Source organism: Hungatella sp. (assembly GCF_046966825.1).
In genome coordinates this window covers 1-15318 of sequence record NZ_JBKVCZ010000078.1, presented here as the reverse complement: position 1 = coordinate 15318, position 15318 = coordinate 1, and the positions used below count along the sequence as shown (strand labels likewise).

Genomic DNA, 15318 nt, shown 5'->3' with positions numbered 1-15318 from the left:
ATGGAGTTGGAAGTTGTGAAAAAGCTGATTAAGAAGTATACGGCGGGGCATGGTGCTTTTCTTGCCGAGGCCGATACTGCGGATCGGTATTATCGGAACCAGACGGATATCTTACTGGAGCCGCCTAAGAAAAGAGAAACAGAGCAAGGAGAGAACCCGCTGCGGAATGCAGATAACAGGATCCCCCTCAACTTCCACGGTCTCCTGGTCAATCAGAAAGCGTCCTATATGTTTACAGCGCCGCCTCTGTTCGATCTGGGCGATAAGGCATCTAATAAAGCATTGACGGCGTTCCTGGGGGATAAGTATGCTAAGACTTGCAAGGATCTCTGTGTAGAGGCTTCCAACGCTTCTGTGGCATGGCTGCACCTATGGAAGGACAAAGCGAGCGGGCAGTATAAGTATGCCATAGTGCCATCAGGACAGGTGATTCCAGTGTGGAGCAATAATCTGGAGAGAGAGCTTAAAGGAGCATTACGCTGCTATCATGACATCACGGATGAGGGCAAGGAACTGGACGTCTACGAGTACTGGAATGATACGACCTGTCAGGCGTACGCAATTGAAGCTGGGGGCGTAATTGACACCGGGCTGATGCCGTACAATTCGTTTACACTGATCGACACGGCAGGAAACAGCAACCTGGTTAACGAGTTCAAGCATGATGTCGGTGAGGTTCCTTTCTTCCCATTCTTCAACAACAACATTGACACGGGCGATCTGGACAACATCAAGCCACTGATCGACGTGTACTGCAAGGTGTTCAGCGGTTTCGTCAACGACCTAGAAGATATTCAGGAAGTTATTTTTGTGCTTACCAACTATGGCGGCGATGATCTGGGCCAGTTCCTCCGTGAACTGAAGGACTACAAAGCAATTCAGATCGAGAATGAAGGCGGGGAGGACAAGTCAGGAGTTTCCACCCTAACGATTGAGCTGCCGGTGGAGGCCCGCAAGGAGCTGCTGGCTACGACCCGGAAATGTATTTTTGAACAGGGGCAGGGTATTGATCCGGACCCGCAGAATTTTGGTAACAGCTCAGGCGTGGCCCTGGGCTTTTTATATTCCCTATTGGAGCTTAAATCGGGACTGATGGAGACAGAGTTTAAACTGGGCTTCGGCCGGTTTATCCGGTGCATCTGCCGGTTACTGAATATCAAGATCAAAGACGACACAATCGTTCAGACATGGACACGCACCAGTGTCAAGAATGATCTGGAACTTTCCCAGATTGCCCAGCAGTCGAAGGGGGTGATCTCTGATGAGACCATCGTGTCAAAACACCCGTGGGTCGAGGATCCGGAAAAAGAAATGGATATCCTCAATAAGCAGAAGGAAGCAGATGCAGAGGCCCAACGGGAAATATCCGATATGTTCCCGAAGGGTGAGGATCCGGAGGAAGGCGAGGGCGATGAATAATGGGATATTGGGAGAAGCGTCAGGAAGCCATGTACAAGGCCGGAGAAATGCAGGTCAACCAGTATTACGCAAAGCTGGAAAAGGCTTTTAACCAGACCCGCCGCGAGCTGCAGAAGACGATAGAAGCTTTCTACTTTGAATACGCGGAGGAGAATGGCCTTTCCTATGCGGCAGCGCAGCGGCAACTGTCAAAGGCCGAGATCGGCAACCTGCGGGACTTTATCGACCTGGCCATGGAAAATATCGGAAAGCACAATCAGACCGTCAACAACATGTCCATCAAGACCAGAATCACCCGGTACCAGGCATTGGAGGCGCAGGTGGACGCCATGCTACGGCAGCTATATGCAGTAGACTATCAGGCTGCCGCAGAACAGACTATGAAAGCGGTTTTCGAGGATACCTATTACCGTACCTGGTACAACATCGACCAGTACAAGGGATTCCACGCCGCATTCGCAAGAGTGGATCCACACGCAGTCGAGAAGCTGCTGGAATATCCTTTCAACGGCGCCAGCTTTTCAAGTCGGTTGTGGAAGCAGAAGGATCACTTGCAGACACAGCTGATGGAATCGCTAACAACTATGATGGTACAGGGAAAGAGTCCGCAGGCGCTTACAAATGATTTTGCGAAAAAGCTGAACGTCAAAAAGTTCGATGCTTACCGCCTTCTGCATACAGAAAGTTCTTTCTTGATGAGTGAGGCCACTCACGCAGGTTATAAGGAAGACGGAGTGGAGAAGTACCAGATTCTTGCTACGCTGGATAGTAAGACCTGCGATATCTGCGGGGACAAAGACGGCGAAGTCTACGAGGTCGGGAAAGAGATTACTGGCGAGAATATGCCGCCGTTCCACTGTTTCTGCCGTTGCACAGACGTACCTTATTATGTCGATGATGATCGGTCCGGGGAAATGCGCGTGGGACGTGATTTGGAGACAGGAGAGAATGTAGAGGTGCCGACCGGCATGACATATAAAGAGTGGAGGAAGCAATATGTACGAGATTAGATTGACGGGCGGAGAAGAAATAAAAATGCACTGCGAGAAGAGTGCTGACGAGATGCTTGAATGGATTAACATGATTTGCGAAGAGGGATTTGAATTTATGAGTTGCGACCAGCTGGATGGCAAAACGGTCATGATAAGAGTCAGTGAAATCCGAACAATTACCAAGTTATAAGCACGCAGGGTAAACCTGAGTGTTATTTTCGCCTTTTTTGGTATCTCAGGCGCAAAAGAGGGAGACATCACCGGGCACGACCGGGACAACAAGTGAAGATGAAAGGAGCAAGAAAATGAAGAAAGAGGATTTAGTAGCAAAAGGATTATCGGAGGAGCACGCACAGATCGCAGTCGATGCATGGAATGAGGCCGTGAAAGGCTTTGTGCCAAAGGACCGTTTCGACGAGGTAAGCGGTAAGCTGAAGGAAGCAAACTCGACGATCGAGACGCTTAAGAAGGACAACTCTGACAATGAGGAGCTTCAGAAGCAGGTCAATGAGTATAAGGAGAAGGTGACGGCCTTGGAGATTGCGTCAGCCAACACGGTGAAGGAATACGCCCTGAAGGATAAACTGAAAGAGGCCGGCGTGGTTGATGCTGATTACATTATCTACAAGCAGGGCGGGCTTGACAAGTTCACGTTTGACAAGGACGGGAAGCCGGTCGGAATCGACGATATTGTGAAGCCCCTGAAGGAGTCCTCTCCCCATCTGTTTAAGACGGAGCCGGGGGCAGACTATAGACCAGCCGGCGGCGGGACTCCTCCGGCTAAGAATCCATTTGCAAAAGACAGCTTTAACCTTACCGAACAGGGAAAGCTGCTGAAAGAAAATCCGGCTCAGGCACAGGTATTGGCTGCGGCAGCCGGAGTAACCATCAACGTATAAGAAAGGGAATAGGTGATTAAATGCCAGTAACAAAATTATCCGATGTCATTGTACCGGAACTGTTCACACCTTATGTCGTGAACCGGACCATGGAGTTATCCGCACTCTTCCAGAGCGGAATTATCACAAATAATGCAGAGTTTGACCGTCTGGCCAGTGAAGCGGCACCGATCCACCAGATGCCGTTTTTCGAGGATCTGAGCGGAGATTCTGAGGACATTATCGAGGATCAGGATCTGACTGCAAAGAAGATCACGTCTAACAAAGATGTATCTACGACAGTGCGCAGGGCTAATATGTGGGCTGCCACAGATTTATCGGCTGCGCTTGCAGGCAGCGACCCGATGGCAGCTATCGGTGACCTGGTAGCGGGATATTGGGCGAGAGAGTACCAGAAGATTCTGATCCAGGTGCTTTCCGGAGTGTTCGGCAGCTATCAGACTGCAACGGAGCCGGCAGAGACCAAAACACCGCTTGCAGACCATATCCTGGATATTTCTACGGCAGGTTCAGCGGCGGCCCAGAAGATCAGTGCCAGCGCTTTTATTGATGCTTTGCAGCTGCTCGGTGATGCCCAGGGACAGCTGACGGCTGTGGCCATGCACAGCGCCACAAAGGCTTTTCTGAAGAAAAATAACCTGATCGACACAGAACGGGATTCTACTGATGTTGAGTTTGATACCTACCAGGGACGCCGGGTAATTGTGGATGATGGCTGTCCGGTTGCAGATGGCGTATATACCACATATCTGTTTGGCCAGGGGGCAATTGCATTCGGAAATGGTTCTCCCGTCGGCTTTGTTGCTACTGAAGTAGATCGAGACAAGAAGAAGGGATCTGGTGTAGATTACCTGATTAACCGTAAGACGTTCATCATGCATGCACGTGGGATCAAATGGACTGACCTTGCCAGAGAGCATGTAGAGACTCCGACGAAGGCGGAACTGATGAATGCCATCAACTATGAAAGAGTCTATGAGCCGAAGCAGATCAGGATCGTTGCGTTTAAGCATAAGATCGGATAAGGAGGTCTGACACATGGCAGTTAAGACAGTACAGGCCGTAATTAACGGTGTTACAACCACACTGACCTATAACAGTACCTCGAAGAAATATGAGGCCACAATTACAGCGCCGGCCACGTCGTCTTATAACAATAACGACGGGCATTATTTTCCAGTGACGATTAAGGCCACGGACGAGGCCGGGAACGTGACCACAAAAAATGACACAGATGCCACACTCGGAAGCAGCCTGCAGCTCCGCGTAAAGGAGAAGACGGCCCCGGCTATTACAATCACATATCCGACGGCCAGCGCACTGATCATCAATAATAAGCCAGCGATCCGCTGGAAGGTTACGGATAACGACTCTGGCGTCAATCCAGATACGATCGGTATTACCATTGACAGTGGCAGCAAGGTTGCAGGCAGCGCCATTACAAAGACGGCCATCACTGGTGGATACGATTGTACTTATACACCTACGGCGGCCCTGGCTGACGGCAGCCATACCATTAAGGTTGACGCAGCTGACAACGATGGCAATGCCGCGACGCAGAAGAGCGTAACATTTAAGATTGATACCGTACCGCCGACTCTTAACGTGACGGCTCCGGTTAATGGTCTGATCGCCAATAAGGCCGCCTGCACCGTAACAGGTACAACCAATGATATCACCTCAAGCCCGGTTACTGTGACAGTTAAACTTAACAGCGGCACAGCAGAGGCGGTTCCGGTTGGCGCAGATGGATCGTTCAGCAAGGCGTTGACACTGGCTGCCGGAAGCAACACAATCACGGTTGTGGCAACGGACAGCGCGGGCAAGTCTACGACGGTGGTCAGGACAGTAACTCTCGATACCGTGGCTCCGACGATCAGGGCCGTAACGCTCACGCCTAATCCGGTAGATGCCGGTAAGACTTATGTGATCAGCGTGGAGGTTACCGACTAAGGAGGCAATGCCATGGCAGTAGCACGTGTATTTGGCCTGGTAGATGGCATAGAAGTAATACTACAGAAAGTAGATGAGGACCGGTGGAGTGTGCCGGTCCCTTTTGATGCTGACGGAGAATATGTGGTAGAGGTGGTGGCCGAAGATGAAGCAGGAAACCAGACGTATCTTTCAAAGATGCTTTATACCGTAGATGCCGGAAATATCTGTATTCACGCGCTGCCGCTTCCAAAGTATACGTTTGAGCTCCTTCAGGCGCCATATCAAATGGAACCACAGTTTACAGAGTATCTGTTTACACGATTGATTCCAGAATGTCAGGAGGTGGCATTATGATACGTTTTATTTTGGGCGAAGACAGACATGTAAAGTATTTCGTCCATTCTGTCAAGTCAGAATACTTTGTTGTTAAAGATGCCACCTATGAACTGATATATAATGGCGAAGTAGAGGCATCAGGCGGCTGTGAAGTGACCCAGGAGGAAGATGGAAGCTTTGTAGACGTGAAAATTCAGCCAACGTACCGGAGCAATCTTTACATTTTGGAAATCACGTTGATGATTGCGGACGAGGTTATTAAGAACCGGGAGCAGATGGAGGTGGTCTGATGGCGGTGCGGATTGAAGCTGTGGAGTTAAGCCGGAATCCGGTTTCCGTCAAAGAGCGTCTTATTGTGAGCGTATCTGTCGTTACGCACGGATATCTGGGAAGGTCAACCAATGCTGAACTGACTTCCTATACAAATGGACAGTTAAGGCTGAGAGGAGAATCCGTTCCTACTTATGCACAGCTTCAGGAATACCGCCATTCAGCTCTTCACAGTATGACTCATCAGCAGATTGAATCCATGGAGGTGTAAAATGAATAGTAATGAGATGCTGCAGACAGTAAAGCAAAATCTGCGGCTGGGTACAGAAGACCATGATCTGATCATCTCGGATCTGATTCTGACAGTCTGCGATTACTGTAACCTGGATCCGGATTGCGTACCGGATATTCTGGAACCCTTTGTACGGAAAAAGGCGAGAGGAATAATCGAGTACGAGGCATCTGAAGGCAGCGGATATAATCCAGAGATTGCAAGTATCAAGGAAGGCGATGGAAGCATTACCTGGGCGCAGACGGAGGGAAATACGAAGGCAAGTATCTATGGCCTGTCTGAGAGCGATAAGGCAGGTCTGAGGAGGCACAGGAGGCTGAGAGGATATGCGAAACCCGTATGCAAGAATGTATGACGCTAAAATGGATGTGTACCGATGGACAGACGTTGAAATAGATGGTATCACAAAGCAGGTAAGAGCAGCCGTGGCAACTGGGCGTCCCTGTCGGTACAGTTCTTCGGGCCAGGTATCCACCGGCGCACCAAATCCGGCAATTGTGAACAGCCACAAGCTATTTTGTGGACTGACTGAGGATATTCGGGAAGGAGATCAGCTGCTGATCACTCTGCGAACCGGAAAGACCATTGAAGTTGATCTGGGGGAGTGCCACCCGTATACCTATCAGTGGCAGTGTGAAATAAAGAGAGATGATAATGCATGAGTAGTAGCAATTACCGTAGGAATAAGGCTGCTATTGACCAGTTCCGGAAAGAACTTATGGCGATGGTGGAGGATATCCAGCAGATTGATAAGAAGGTGCTTAACAAGGCTGTAAACGCCGGTGCGGCCTATGCGAAGCGGCGTACGCCTGTAGGAGATCACCCCAACCCAGTAACTTTCATTGTGAATAATGGCCCTGGCGTCAGAAAAGTTGTAAGTTTTAAAGTTAAGAATCCGGGAGTTGGCGGATTCTTGCGAAAAAGCTGGCATAAGCTTCCGACAAAGAAGACAAAAGCAGGCGTGGAGACGGAGCTGGTGAACACCGCAGAGTATTCCACATATTGGAATTACGGCCATCGCATCGTAACGAAAAAAGGCGGTCCAACAAAAGGTTTTGTAAAAGGTACGTTCGTGCTGGAAAAAACCAGGGGATACATCGAGAAGCAGCTGGTGAAGGAGTTCGAGAAAGAAGTAAAGGCGGTGCAGAGCAAGCATGATTGAAAAACTATATAAGAATATCACGGCTGGATTGAAGGCAGTCAGGCCGTGCAAGGTGTACGTTGAAGATGTGCCGCAGAACTTTGCACAGCCGTCTTTCCTGGTTACCTTCTATGAACAGGAGCCTTCCAGAGGTATTAATGGACGACTTAAGAATTCAGTCAGGGTAGACGTATCATACTTTCCGGCGACTGACAGAGAACCTTATGAGGAATGTTGGCTTGTTGGTCAGGATTTGAGCCGGGAATTTATAGTGGCAGATTTCAAAATCAGAAATAGAAACTTAAAGATTGTGGATAGTGTCCTGCATTTCCTTTTCGACGTTGACTACCGGGAATATCAGGAAAACAACAGCACAGCAATGCAGACAATATCACAAAACACAGACATAAAGGAGGAGTAAGCCATGGCAGGAACATGGGAATCCCAGAATAAGGTACTGCCCGGAGCCTATATCAATATCCGGACGAATGAACCGCTGTCTATTACACCGGGGGACCGCGGAACCGTTGTTATCCTGCAGGAAATGAGTGTGGGTACTGACGGCGCTATGTATACAATTACAGCAACGGAGGCGGCATGGCCAGACGGAGCTACGGCCTCGGATAAGAAGCTGGCTGCGGAAGCACTGAAGAAGGCAAAAACCGTATTGGTATATAAACTCAAAGCAAGTCACAAAGCGGCTGACGTCACTGCGGCCCTTGCAGCCCTTAAAACCGTGCAGTTCAATACTCTCTGCTATCCCTATGAAGGAGAGGGCGAGGAGGTCAACAAAACAGCGATTGCGACATGGATCAAGGCCATGAGGGACGATGAGGGGGTGAAGTGTCAGGCGGTGCTCGCGAACCATGTGGCAGACAGCGAGGGGATCATCAATGTTGTTCAGGGCATCATCATGCCAGGAAATCAGGAACTGACGGCTGCAGAGGTAACTGCATGGGTGGCAGGAGCCACAGCCGGTGCCAGTATCACTACGTCAAACACTGGTATGGTTTATGCGGGGGCCATCGACGTTAAACCCCGAATGACAAAATCAGAGATGGAGGCGGCTGTAACTGCGGGTAAGTTTATTTTTAAAGTAGACACAGCCCAGAATGTATCTGTAGTATATGATATCAACTCCCTTACAACGGTTACGGTAGACAAAGGAAAGATGTTCACGAAGAACAGAGTGATTCGGACCGTTGACAATATCGCCAACGATATCACGAAGATCTTTGAAGCGAATTATGTCGGGAAGGTCAATAATAATGATGAAGGCAGATCCCTTCTGAAGGCGTCTCTGGTGGACTACTTTACTACACTTCAGACAATGGGGGCGGTTCAGAATTTTGTGACTGACGACATTACGGTCGCGAAGGGAAAGGATTCGGATGCTGTGGTGGTCGAAGCAGCGGTACAACCGGTTGACAGCGTAGAGAAGATATATATCACAGTTAATCTGTCGTAAGGAGGATATGACATGGGAAATTATACGAAGCTTACTGACCTGGTAACAGGAAGCGAAGGCAGTGCCTTTATCACAATCGATGGCCAGAACCGTTATTTCTTCGAGATCTCGAAGGTAGATGCAAGTATTGAGTTTAAGGTGATTGCAAAGCGGCTCCTGGGGCATCGTATGACACAGCATAAGGTTGTAGGTGCAGAGGGAAAAGGAACGCTGACTATGTACAACGTAAGCCCCGCCGCGCTTGCTGTTTATCAGCAGTATATCAAAGAGGGCAAGGTTCCGCAGATCAGTATCCAGACGACGAATGAGGATCCTGCATCTACTGTGGGACGCCGGGTGGTGGTTATGAGGAACTGTATTCTGGCAAAGGCTCCGGTGGCATATCTGGACGACTCCAGCGAAGATCTGAACACCGTAGATACGGATTTTACATTTGATGATGTGGATGAGTTAGAAAGCTATGCGTTCCCGGAAAATATGAGATAAGTATTGTGTTATCCTTCCTTTGATAATATAATAAATTTAATTATTGAAAGGTGGGAGATTCATGGGACTATTCGGGGCTAAAGAAAAATGTAGCATATGCGGAGTTAATGATGGAAGTATAAAACTACAGGACGGTTGTATATGCAAGACTTGTCAAGGCAAATGCGGTGAGTTTTTAATAACGCTAGGCTGGAAAAACATTCCTGTCCAAAGAGTAAAAAAAGCTATAGTGGCAAAGGTGGATAATGATAATCTCGCGAGAATATTTAATCCAGATAAAAAGCTCGAAAAGTATATTGAGATAGATACAGTTAACCGTCTTTGGAAGATTCCGGCTTACAGGGTTATCTTCCGTTTTGAAGATTTGATTGAATATACCTTAATAGAAAATGGTGCAAATATAACCTCTGGAGGTTTGGGGAGGGCGGTTGCAGGCGGTGTGCTTTTTGGAGGAATAGGGGCAGTTGTTGGCGGAATCACAGGACCTAAAAAAGAAAGAAAAGAAATTAAAGAGCTTCGCATTAAGATCATTACGAGAAATTCAGTGTATCAAGAAGTGTATATAAACTTCCTTACTACTGGCTCTATTAAGTCGGATTCCATGATGTATAATATTTACAACGGACACATACAAAGCGTTCTTACCGAGTTTGCGTTAATGGGAGACAGTAACGTACAAGCTCAAGACCAAACCTCTGGAGCTGACGAAATATTGAAATACAAGAATTTGCTCGATGCTGGAATTATAACATCGGAAGAGTTTGAAGCGAAAAAGAAACAAATACTTAATCTTTAAAAATAGGCACCTTGAGAAATCAGGGTGCTCTTTTATTGCCCTAAATATAGAAAGTGAGGAAATAGTATGAGTAGTTTAAATGCATTTTTACACCCAGAACAGACAGAAAATCGAGAAGTATTTGTGTCTGATAGATTTAAGGAAAACGGCAAGCCGGTCCCGTTCGTTATCCGCCCCATTACTCAGCAGGAGAATGAGGGACTGATTAAGAAGTATACGAAAAGAGATAAAAAAGGAAACGAAACTTTTGATCGGGTAGCTTATAACCAGGAACTTACAGCAGCAGCAGTAGCGGAACCAGACCTTGAAAATACGGAATTGCAGAGCGCATATGGCGTATTGGGAGCATCAAAACTGTTGGCAAAAATGCTTTATGTCGGTGAATACGGTGCGCTTTTAGAAGCGGTGTACGATATTTCTGGATTGGATAAGGATATCAACGAAGATATTGACGAGGCAAAAAACTGATAAAGCAGGGTGATGTTGAGTTGACTTATGCTCACTTCGCCCTGCAGAAACTCCGCTTACTCCCATCTGCTCTGGAATCTATGAGCCAGCGGGAGCGTGCTTTCATATATGCAAGCATTGACCTTCGGATAGAGGAAGAGAAGAGGCTTGCCAATCAGATGAAATAGGAGGTATGTCATGCCTACATTAAGTGCGATGTTCCGGCTTATGGACGGATACAGCACAACTATAAACAAATTCATCGGAAAAGTAGACGCTGCTTCCACAAAAACACTGGGGGCAAGCAAAAATACGGATAAACTGAATGACTCCATGGACCGTACTGGTCGTGTTGCAGGAGCAGCAAGTTCCGGGATCGCTAAATTTGTTGGAACAATAGCCAGTCTTGCAGCGGTGAAGAAGATTGTGGATCTTACTGACAGCTACACCAATACCAACGCCAGGCTGGCTATGATCACAGGAAGCCTTGAAGAACAGAAGGCACTTCAAGACGATATTTTCGCCGCAGCTAACCGTGCAAGAGGACAGTATGATGATATGGCTAACGCTGTAGCAAAAATGAAGATGCTGGCGGGCGATGCTTTCGGAAGCAATCAGGAAGCCATTGGCTTTACAGAACTGCTTCAGAAATCATTGAAAGTATCTGGCGCCGGTACTTCGGAACAACAGTCTGCTTTTCTACAGTTGACGCAGGCCATGGCGTCTGGAAAACTGCAAGGGGACGAATTCCGATCCATCATGGAAAATGCACCGATGGTGGCTAATGCGATCGCAAAGTATCTTGACGTATCAAAAGGTGAATTGAAAGAATTATCATCGGATGGGGCAATTACGGCGGAAATTATTAAAAACGCTATGTTTGATTCTGCTGATGATATCAATAAAAAGTTTGAGACGATGCCGCAGACCTTCGGAGATGTGTGGAATAGAATAAAAAATGCGGGAACGCAGGCTTTTGGCGGGGTATTTGAAAAAATTAACAGTATACTCAATTCTGATGCAGGTCAACAGGCTATAAACAATTTTATTGGGGCAATTTATTGGGCGGGGGACGCAATGAACGAGTTTATTAATTTTTGCGTTACTGCATGGCCGATGGTATCGCCGTTTATCTGGGCGGCTGTTGCCGCGGTAGGGGCTTATGCGCTTGTTTTGGGCATATCCAATGGACTGGCATTAATATCGGCGGTACGTACAGGAGCACAGGCGGTATCAATAGGAATTCTTGCTCTGGCAATGTGGGCATCATCAGGAGCCACATGGGCTGAGGTTACTGCCCAACTTGGGCTGAATTCAGCTCTGTATGCCTGCCCAATTGTTTGGATTGTTGGGCTGATACTGGTATTGATTGCAGTATTTTATGCGGCAGTTGCGGCAGTGAATCATTTTTCAGGATCAACGATATCGGCAACAGGTATTATCGGTGCAGTAATAGGAGGCTGGGCGGCAGCTGTAATCAACTACTTTATTATGATGTATAACATTATCGCCGAAGTGGTTAATTTCTTTGCTAATGTGTGGAATGATCCAATAGCCGCTGTAAAAATTTTGTTCTATGATCTGGCTTCCACTGTCATCGGATATGTCGCTGAAATGGCCCGATCGATAGAAACTATCATCAATAGAATCCCAGGCGTGAATGTGCAGATCTCTGCAGGATTAGACAATTTTAAGGCAGGACTTGAAAAAGCGGCTTCGGAAGCGAAAGATGCAGCTGGTTGGAAAGAAATTGTTCAGAAAAAAGATTTCTTGAACGGCGCTGATTTTGCTAATAGAGGCTATGATATTGGTGCGGGTCTAGCTGACAGTATATCAAACCCGTTTGCTGGATTTGCTCCTAAAGATAAAGAGGGAATTGATTACAGCCAGTTTGCAACAGATGGAAGTCCTGCAACTGTGAAGGGAAAAGGAAAGAATGGAGCAGTAAAGGTTGAAAACGAAGAGGATATCGAGTGGATGCGGAAGCTTGCAGAGCGCGATTATATTGCCCGCATCTCCCAAAATACACTTGCGCCAAATATTAAGGTAGAATTCAGCGGTCCGATTACTAAAGAGGCAGATACCAACAACATCATGAGTCATGTATCTGAACAGCTCAAAGAAATGATTGCAACTGCTCCAGAGGGGGTGCCAGCTTAATGTCATACTCGGTATATTTCAAATATGGCAGCAAGAAATATAAGCTTCCGGTCAATCCGGAGGAGATTAAGAGATCAAGAGAACTTAATATCGAAACGTATCAGGTGTTGGAGGAAGGGCAGGTTTCTATCCCTTCCTACTGTGCTTTGGAGGAGTTCAGCTTTGAGGCTGAATTTCCCAGTCAGGACGTTAATTACATGGAATCCGGTACAGAAGCCGATGCAGATTATTACGAGAAGATGTTCCGGAAGGCTCAGAAGAATAAGAAGCCGATCCGGTTCATTGCATCGAATGATATTTCAGATGATATCAGCGTCAAGGTACTGGTAAAGAGTGTAGAGGTAGTGGAAAAAGCAGGAGAAGAAGGGGATAAGTATATATCATTGACACTCATGGAGTATAAAGGGGCCGGAAAAAGGTATGTAGCTGTCCAGACTCCTGATGCTACGGTAAAGCAGGAGGAAACGCCTCTTGCTGAGAATCCTGCGGTAACTGCAAATAAAACACACACAGTACAGTCGGGAGATACGCTGTGGGGGATAGCTAAGAAGTATTATGGCAATGGATCCCAATATCCGAAGATCATGTCAGCCAATCCAGATATCAAGAATGCGAACCTGATCTATCCGGGACAGGTATTTACAATACCGACATAGGAGGCCATATGGAAGTATTAGTTGAAACAGGGGGATATATTTACGACATATCTGGTATGTGCACGGAATTATCCTGGTCAGATGTTCTTAATGATGGATCCAGCAGCATGGATATCTCGTATATCAACGATGATCTTATATTGCAAAACGGAGATGTTGTTCGCCTGACTGATAACGATCAGGCTGATGGCATCTTTTTTGGAACTGTTTTTAAGGTATCCGGCGATGAATCCGGAATTATTAAGGTTAAGGTCTATGACCAGCTGCGGTATGCAAAAGCAAAGGAGATCATTGTGCTGGAAAATGGGACGCTGAAGAACCTGGTACAGAATATGTGCACCTTTTTGTCTCTGAAACCCGGTACACTGGAGGAACCGGGATATGTGTTACCGACCATTGCAGATTCGGATAAAACATGGCTTGATGAAGTGACGCAGGCCATCTCTGATACGCTGATTGCGACACAGGAGATGTATTGCGTTCGTGATGAGTATGGATCCATATGTCTCTGGAATATGCGAAATTTGCAGCTTCCGCTTGTATTGGGAGACCGGAGCCTGTGTACCGGCTACAGCTGGGAGAAGTCTATTGATGATGATTTTTATAACCGGATCAAGGTAGGCTGGAAAGATGAGGAAAGCAAGAAAATGGATGTAGGTGCCGCAGCCGATCAGGAATCCATAAACCGGTACGGGCTGCTCCAGTATTTCGAAACATCAGCTTCCGGGATTGATAATGCGGCAAAAGCACAGGAGCGGGCGAACAATCTTCTTAAACTGTATAACCATGAGAAAGAAACATTGAAACTGGAATGCCTGGGAGATCTCCGGGTGCGTGCCGGAAACAGTATCTATGGAAGCATAAATGAGATTGGACTGGGCCACAGGCTGATCGTGAAAAAGGTTACACACGATTTCCTGCCGGTTCACACTATGAAAGTTGAGGTGATGGCTGGTGAGTGACAGGAATGGAGCGAACGAGCTGTTTAATGTCATAAAAACGATAGTAAACAATTACCTGAATAACCGGAAGGTGACTGCGGTAGTGATCGGAGAGTATAAAGGGAACGCTGTTATGGTTGGAGATCTTCCGATTCCCATGAGCATGGTAACCGGGAATATGGTATCGAAGATAGCTGCCGGTGATAAAGTCAGGCTTCTTCGCAACGACGGTGGCCGGGAGTATTATATTCTGGAGATCATCGGGAAGCCATATCAGACAGGAGGTTAACATGAAACTTACAACCGGCATAGTACTCCAGGAACGGACTTTTGAAGGAAAGACTTATAAAGTATCGCCCTGTAAGATAGAAGGGTATGTAGACGATCTGGAAGCATTAAAACAGGCTGTTTATAAGGCACTTGATACCGAACAGTATGAGTACCCCATATACAGTTTCAGTTATGGAATTGCATGGAAAGAGCTGATCGGAGAGGAGCAGCCCTATGTACGGGCAGAAATGAAGAGAATGATACAGGAAGCACTGTTGCGTGACGACAGGATACAGGAGGTTGATGGGTTCAGCTTTTCTTTTACTGGTGACACGTGCCAGTGCTCTTTTAATGTCTTCAGTATTTATGGGAATATCGAAATAGAAATGGAGGTACCTGTATGACATATGAGGAGCTGTTACAGGCCATGCTGGACAGAGTACCGAGTAACGTGGATAAGAGGGAGGGAAGTATCATATATGACGCTCTGGCGCCGTGTGCGTACTTTCTGGCACAGCAGAATTTCCAATTGGAAAACTATCTGGATCTGATCTTTCCGGATACCGCAGTCGGCGAGTATCTTGACCGGGCAGTGAACGCTTTCGGGGTAATAAGAAAACCTGCCACTGCCGCGGTACGAAAAATGATAACAACAGGAGCAGTTCCGATCGGCAGCCGCTGGGGGCTGAACTCCCTGGTCTATACTGTCACAAGGGAACTGGCGTCTGGTACGGAGTACGAGGCTCAGTGTGAAACTCCGGGTGACATTGGAAACCAGTATTCGGGATCCGTGCAGCCGATATCAAATAT

The 15318-nt window shown here is 47.3% G+C and carries 23 protein-coding genes; all 23 read left to right on the top strand.

All coding sequences use genetic code 11. The features are described 5' to 3' along the window. On the top strand, window positions 1-1419 hold the full coding sequence (locus ACLTD4_RS21200) for a phage portal protein (protein ID WP_390472555.1): 1419 nt from the start codon (window positions 1-3) through the stop codon (window positions 1417-1419). Further along, window positions 1419-2429 (top strand): minor capsid protein, encoded by a 1011-nt coding sequence (locus tag ACLTD4_RS21195; RefSeq protein ID WP_244052982.1) that lies wholly within the window; start codon window positions 1419-1421, stop codon window positions 2427-2429. Before ACLTD4_RS21200 ends, ACLTD4_RS21195 begins: the two co-directional genes overlap by 1 nt. Beyond that, window positions 2416-2601: a hypothetical protein gene (locus ACLTD4_RS21190; RefSeq protein WP_006774094.1), complete on the top strand. Its 186-nt coding sequence runs from the start codon at window positions 2416-2418 to the stop codon at window positions 2599-2601. The genes ACLTD4_RS21195 and ACLTD4_RS21190 overlap by 14 nt, the downstream gene beginning before the upstream one ends. A 115-nt stretch (window positions 2602-2716) precedes the next feature. Continuing rightward, on the top strand, window positions 2717-3310 hold the full coding sequence (locus ACLTD4_RS21185) for a phage scaffolding protein (protein ID WP_039891816.1): 594 nt from the start codon (window positions 2717-2719) through the stop codon (window positions 3308-3310). A 20-nt stretch (window positions 3311-3330) separates the two neighbouring features. Beyond that, complete coding sequence (locus tag ACLTD4_RS21180) at window positions 3331-4335, top strand: major capsid protein (protein ID WP_006774096.1); 1005 nt, start codon at window positions 3331-3333, stop codon at window positions 4333-4335. A gap of 13 nt (window positions 4336-4348) precedes the next feature. Further along, window positions 4349-5263, top strand: a complete 915-nt coding sequence (locus ACLTD4_RS21175; RefSeq protein ID WP_412331543.1) for an Ig-like domain-containing protein — start codon at window positions 4349-4351, stop codon at window positions 5261-5263. Between the two features lie 12 nt (window positions 5264-5275). Then, on the top strand, window positions 5276-5599 hold the full coding sequence (locus ACLTD4_RS21170; protein ID WP_006774098.1) for a PF13754 domain-containing protein: 324 nt from the start codon (window positions 5276-5278) through the stop codon (window positions 5597-5599). Further along, window positions 5596-5871, top strand: coding sequence for a hypothetical protein (locus ACLTD4_RS21165; RefSeq protein ID WP_002603326.1), 276 nt, complete (start codon window positions 5596-5598; stop codon window positions 5869-5871). The genes ACLTD4_RS21170 and ACLTD4_RS21165 overlap by 4 nt, the downstream gene beginning before the upstream one ends. Beyond that, entirely contained in the window at window positions 5871-6122 is a 252-nt protein-coding gene (locus tag ACLTD4_RS21160; protein WP_006774099.1) for a hypothetical protein, read from the top strand. The genes ACLTD4_RS21165 and ACLTD4_RS21160 overlap by 1 nt, the downstream gene beginning before the upstream one ends. A 1-nt stretch (window position 6123) precedes the next feature. Then, on the top strand, window positions 6124-6498 hold the full coding sequence (locus tag ACLTD4_RS21155; protein ID WP_006774100.1) for a hypothetical protein: 375 nt from the start codon (window positions 6124-6126) through the stop codon (window positions 6496-6498). Next, entirely contained in the window at window positions 6470-6805 is a 336-nt protein-coding gene (locus ACLTD4_RS21150; protein WP_055649967.1) for a hypothetical protein, read from the top strand. Before ACLTD4_RS21155 ends, ACLTD4_RS21150 begins: the two co-directional genes overlap by 29 nt. Beyond that, window positions 6802-7305 (top strand): HK97 gp10 family phage protein, encoded by a 504-nt coding sequence (locus tag ACLTD4_RS21145; protein ID WP_006774102.1) that lies wholly within the window; start codon window positions 6802-6804, stop codon window positions 7303-7305. The genes ACLTD4_RS21150 and ACLTD4_RS21145 overlap by 4 nt, the downstream gene beginning before the upstream one ends. Next, the gene (locus ACLTD4_RS21140; protein ID WP_055649968.1) at window positions 7298-7705 is read left to right on the top strand and encodes a DUF6838 family protein; all 408 of its coding nucleotides are present in this window, start codon (window positions 7298-7300) and stop codon (window positions 7703-7705) included. The genes ACLTD4_RS21145 and ACLTD4_RS21140 overlap by 8 nt, the downstream gene beginning before the upstream one ends. A gap of 3 nt (window positions 7706-7708) precedes the next feature. Then, window positions 7709-8752 carry a phage tail sheath subtilisin-like domain-containing protein gene (locus ACLTD4_RS21135; protein WP_244052983.1) on the top strand — a complete coding sequence of 348 codons (1044 nt, stop codon included), beginning with the start codon at window positions 7709-7711 and terminating at the stop codon, window positions 8750-8752. 12 nt (window positions 8753-8764) lie between these two features. Further along, window positions 8765-9238, top strand: a complete 474-nt coding sequence (locus tag ACLTD4_RS21130; RefSeq protein WP_006774105.1) for a phage tail tube protein — start codon at window positions 8765-8767, stop codon at window positions 9236-9238. Between the two features lie 61 nt (window positions 9239-9299). Further along, a complete protein-coding gene (locus ACLTD4_RS21125; protein ID WP_118043100.1) occupies window positions 9300-10034 on the top strand; it encodes an SHOCT domain-containing protein in 735 nt (244 codons plus the stop codon). A gap of 66 nt (window positions 10035-10100) precedes the next feature. Beyond that, complete coding sequence (locus ACLTD4_RS21120; protein WP_118043101.1) at window positions 10101-10502, top strand: phage tail assembly chaperone; 402 nt, start codon at window positions 10101-10103, stop codon at window positions 10500-10502. Window positions 10503-10679: 177 nt separating this feature from the next. Then, window positions 10680-12641, top strand: coding sequence for a tape measure protein (locus ACLTD4_RS21115; RefSeq protein WP_412331542.1), 1962 nt, complete (start codon window positions 10680-10682; stop codon window positions 12639-12641). After that, window positions 12641-13297 (top strand): LysM peptidoglycan-binding domain-containing protein, encoded by a 657-nt coding sequence (locus ACLTD4_RS21110; protein ID WP_320988052.1) that lies wholly within the window; start codon window positions 12641-12643, stop codon window positions 13295-13297. The genes ACLTD4_RS21115 and ACLTD4_RS21110 overlap by 1 nt, the downstream gene beginning before the upstream one ends. Before the next feature lie 8 nt (window positions 13298-13305). Next, the gene (locus ACLTD4_RS21105; protein ID WP_320988053.1) at window positions 13306-14259 is read left to right on the top strand and encodes a hypothetical protein; all 954 of its coding nucleotides are present in this window, start codon (window positions 13306-13308) and stop codon (window positions 14257-14259) included. Beyond that, window positions 14252-14527 (top strand): DNA helicase, encoded by a 276-nt coding sequence (locus tag ACLTD4_RS21100; RefSeq protein ID WP_320988054.1) that lies wholly within the window; start codon window positions 14252-14254, stop codon window positions 14525-14527. The genes ACLTD4_RS21105 and ACLTD4_RS21100 overlap by 8 nt, the downstream gene beginning before the upstream one ends. A 1-nt stretch (window position 14528) precedes the next feature. Beyond that, on the top strand, window positions 14529-14912 hold the full coding sequence (locus ACLTD4_RS21095) for a DUF2634 domain-containing protein (protein WP_320988055.1): 384 nt from the start codon (window positions 14529-14531) through the stop codon (window positions 14910-14912). Beyond that, a partial coding sequence (locus ACLTD4_RS21090) for a baseplate J/gp47 family protein (protein ID WP_412331541.1) occupies window positions 14909-15318 on the top strand: 410 nt, incomplete at its 3' end. The genes ACLTD4_RS21095 and ACLTD4_RS21090, both read left to right, overlap by 4 nt.

Bases quoted from the DNA above. Each gene is read 5' to 3' on its own strand.
- ACLTD4_RS21200 (WP_390472555.1), top strand. From the start codon at position 1: ATGGAGTTGGAAGTTGTGAAAAAGCTGATTAAGAAGTATACGGCGGGG.
- ACLTD4_RS21195 (WP_244052982.1), top strand. From the start codon at position 1,419: ATGGGATATTGGGAGAAGCGTCAGGAAGCCATGTACAAGGCCGGAGAA.
- ACLTD4_RS21190 (WP_006774094.1), top strand. From the start codon at position 2,416: ATGTACGAGATTAGATTGACGGGCGGAGAAGAAATAAAAATGCACTGC.
- ACLTD4_RS21185 (WP_039891816.1), top strand. From the start codon at position 2,717: ATGAAGAAAGAGGATTTAGTAGCAAAAGGATTATCGGAGGAGCACGCA.
- ACLTD4_RS21180 (WP_006774096.1), top strand. From the start codon at position 3,331: ATGCCAGTAACAAAATTATCCGATGTCATTGTACCGGAACTGTTCACA.
- ACLTD4_RS21175 (WP_412331543.1), top strand. From the start codon at position 4,349: ATGGCAGTTAAGACAGTACAGGCCGTAATTAACGGTGTTACAACCACA.
- ACLTD4_RS21170 (WP_006774098.1), top strand. From the start codon at position 5,276: ATGGCAGTAGCACGTGTATTTGGCCTGGTAGATGGCATAGAAGTAATA.
- ACLTD4_RS21165 (WP_002603326.1), top strand. From the start codon at position 5,596: ATGATACGTTTTATTTTGGGCGAAGACAGACATGTAAAGTATTTCGTC.
- ACLTD4_RS21160 (WP_006774099.1), top strand. From the start codon at position 5,871: ATGGCGGTGCGGATTGAAGCTGTGGAGTTAAGCCGGAATCCGGTTTCC.
- ACLTD4_RS21155 (WP_006774100.1), top strand. From the start codon at position 6,124: ATGAATAGTAATGAGATGCTGCAGACAGTAAAGCAAAATCTGCGGCTG.
- ACLTD4_RS21150 (WP_055649967.1), top strand. From the start codon at position 6,470: ATGCGAAACCCGTATGCAAGAATGTATGACGCTAAAATGGATGTGTAC.
- ACLTD4_RS21145 (WP_006774102.1), top strand. From the start codon at position 6,802: ATGAGTAGTAGCAATTACCGTAGGAATAAGGCTGCTATTGACCAGTTC.
- ACLTD4_RS21140 (WP_055649968.1), top strand. From the start codon at position 7,298: ATGATTGAAAAACTATATAAGAATATCACGGCTGGATTGAAGGCAGTC.
- ACLTD4_RS21135 (WP_244052983.1), top strand. From the start codon at position 7,709: ATGGCAGGAACATGGGAATCCCAGAATAAGGTACTGCCCGGAGCCTAT.
- ACLTD4_RS21130 (WP_006774105.1), top strand. From the start codon at position 8,765: ATGGGAAATTATACGAAGCTTACTGACCTGGTAACAGGAAGCGAAGGC.
- ACLTD4_RS21125 (WP_118043100.1), top strand. From the start codon at position 9,300: ATGGGACTATTCGGGGCTAAAGAAAAATGTAGCATATGCGGAGTTAAT.
- ACLTD4_RS21120 (WP_118043101.1), top strand. From the start codon at position 10,101: ATGAGTAGTTTAAATGCATTTTTACACCCAGAACAGACAGAAAATCGA.
- ACLTD4_RS21115 (WP_412331542.1), top strand. From the start codon at position 10,680: ATGCCTACATTAAGTGCGATGTTCCGGCTTATGGACGGATACAGCACA.
- ACLTD4_RS21110 (WP_320988052.1), top strand. From the start codon at position 12,641: ATGTCATACTCGGTATATTTCAAATATGGCAGCAAGAAATATAAGCTT.
- ACLTD4_RS21105 (WP_320988053.1), top strand. From the start codon at position 13,306: ATGGAAGTATTAGTTGAAACAGGGGGATATATTTACGACATATCTGGT.
- ACLTD4_RS21095 (WP_320988055.1), top strand. From the start codon at position 14,529: ATGAAACTTACAACCGGCATAGTACTCCAGGAACGGACTTTTGAAGGA.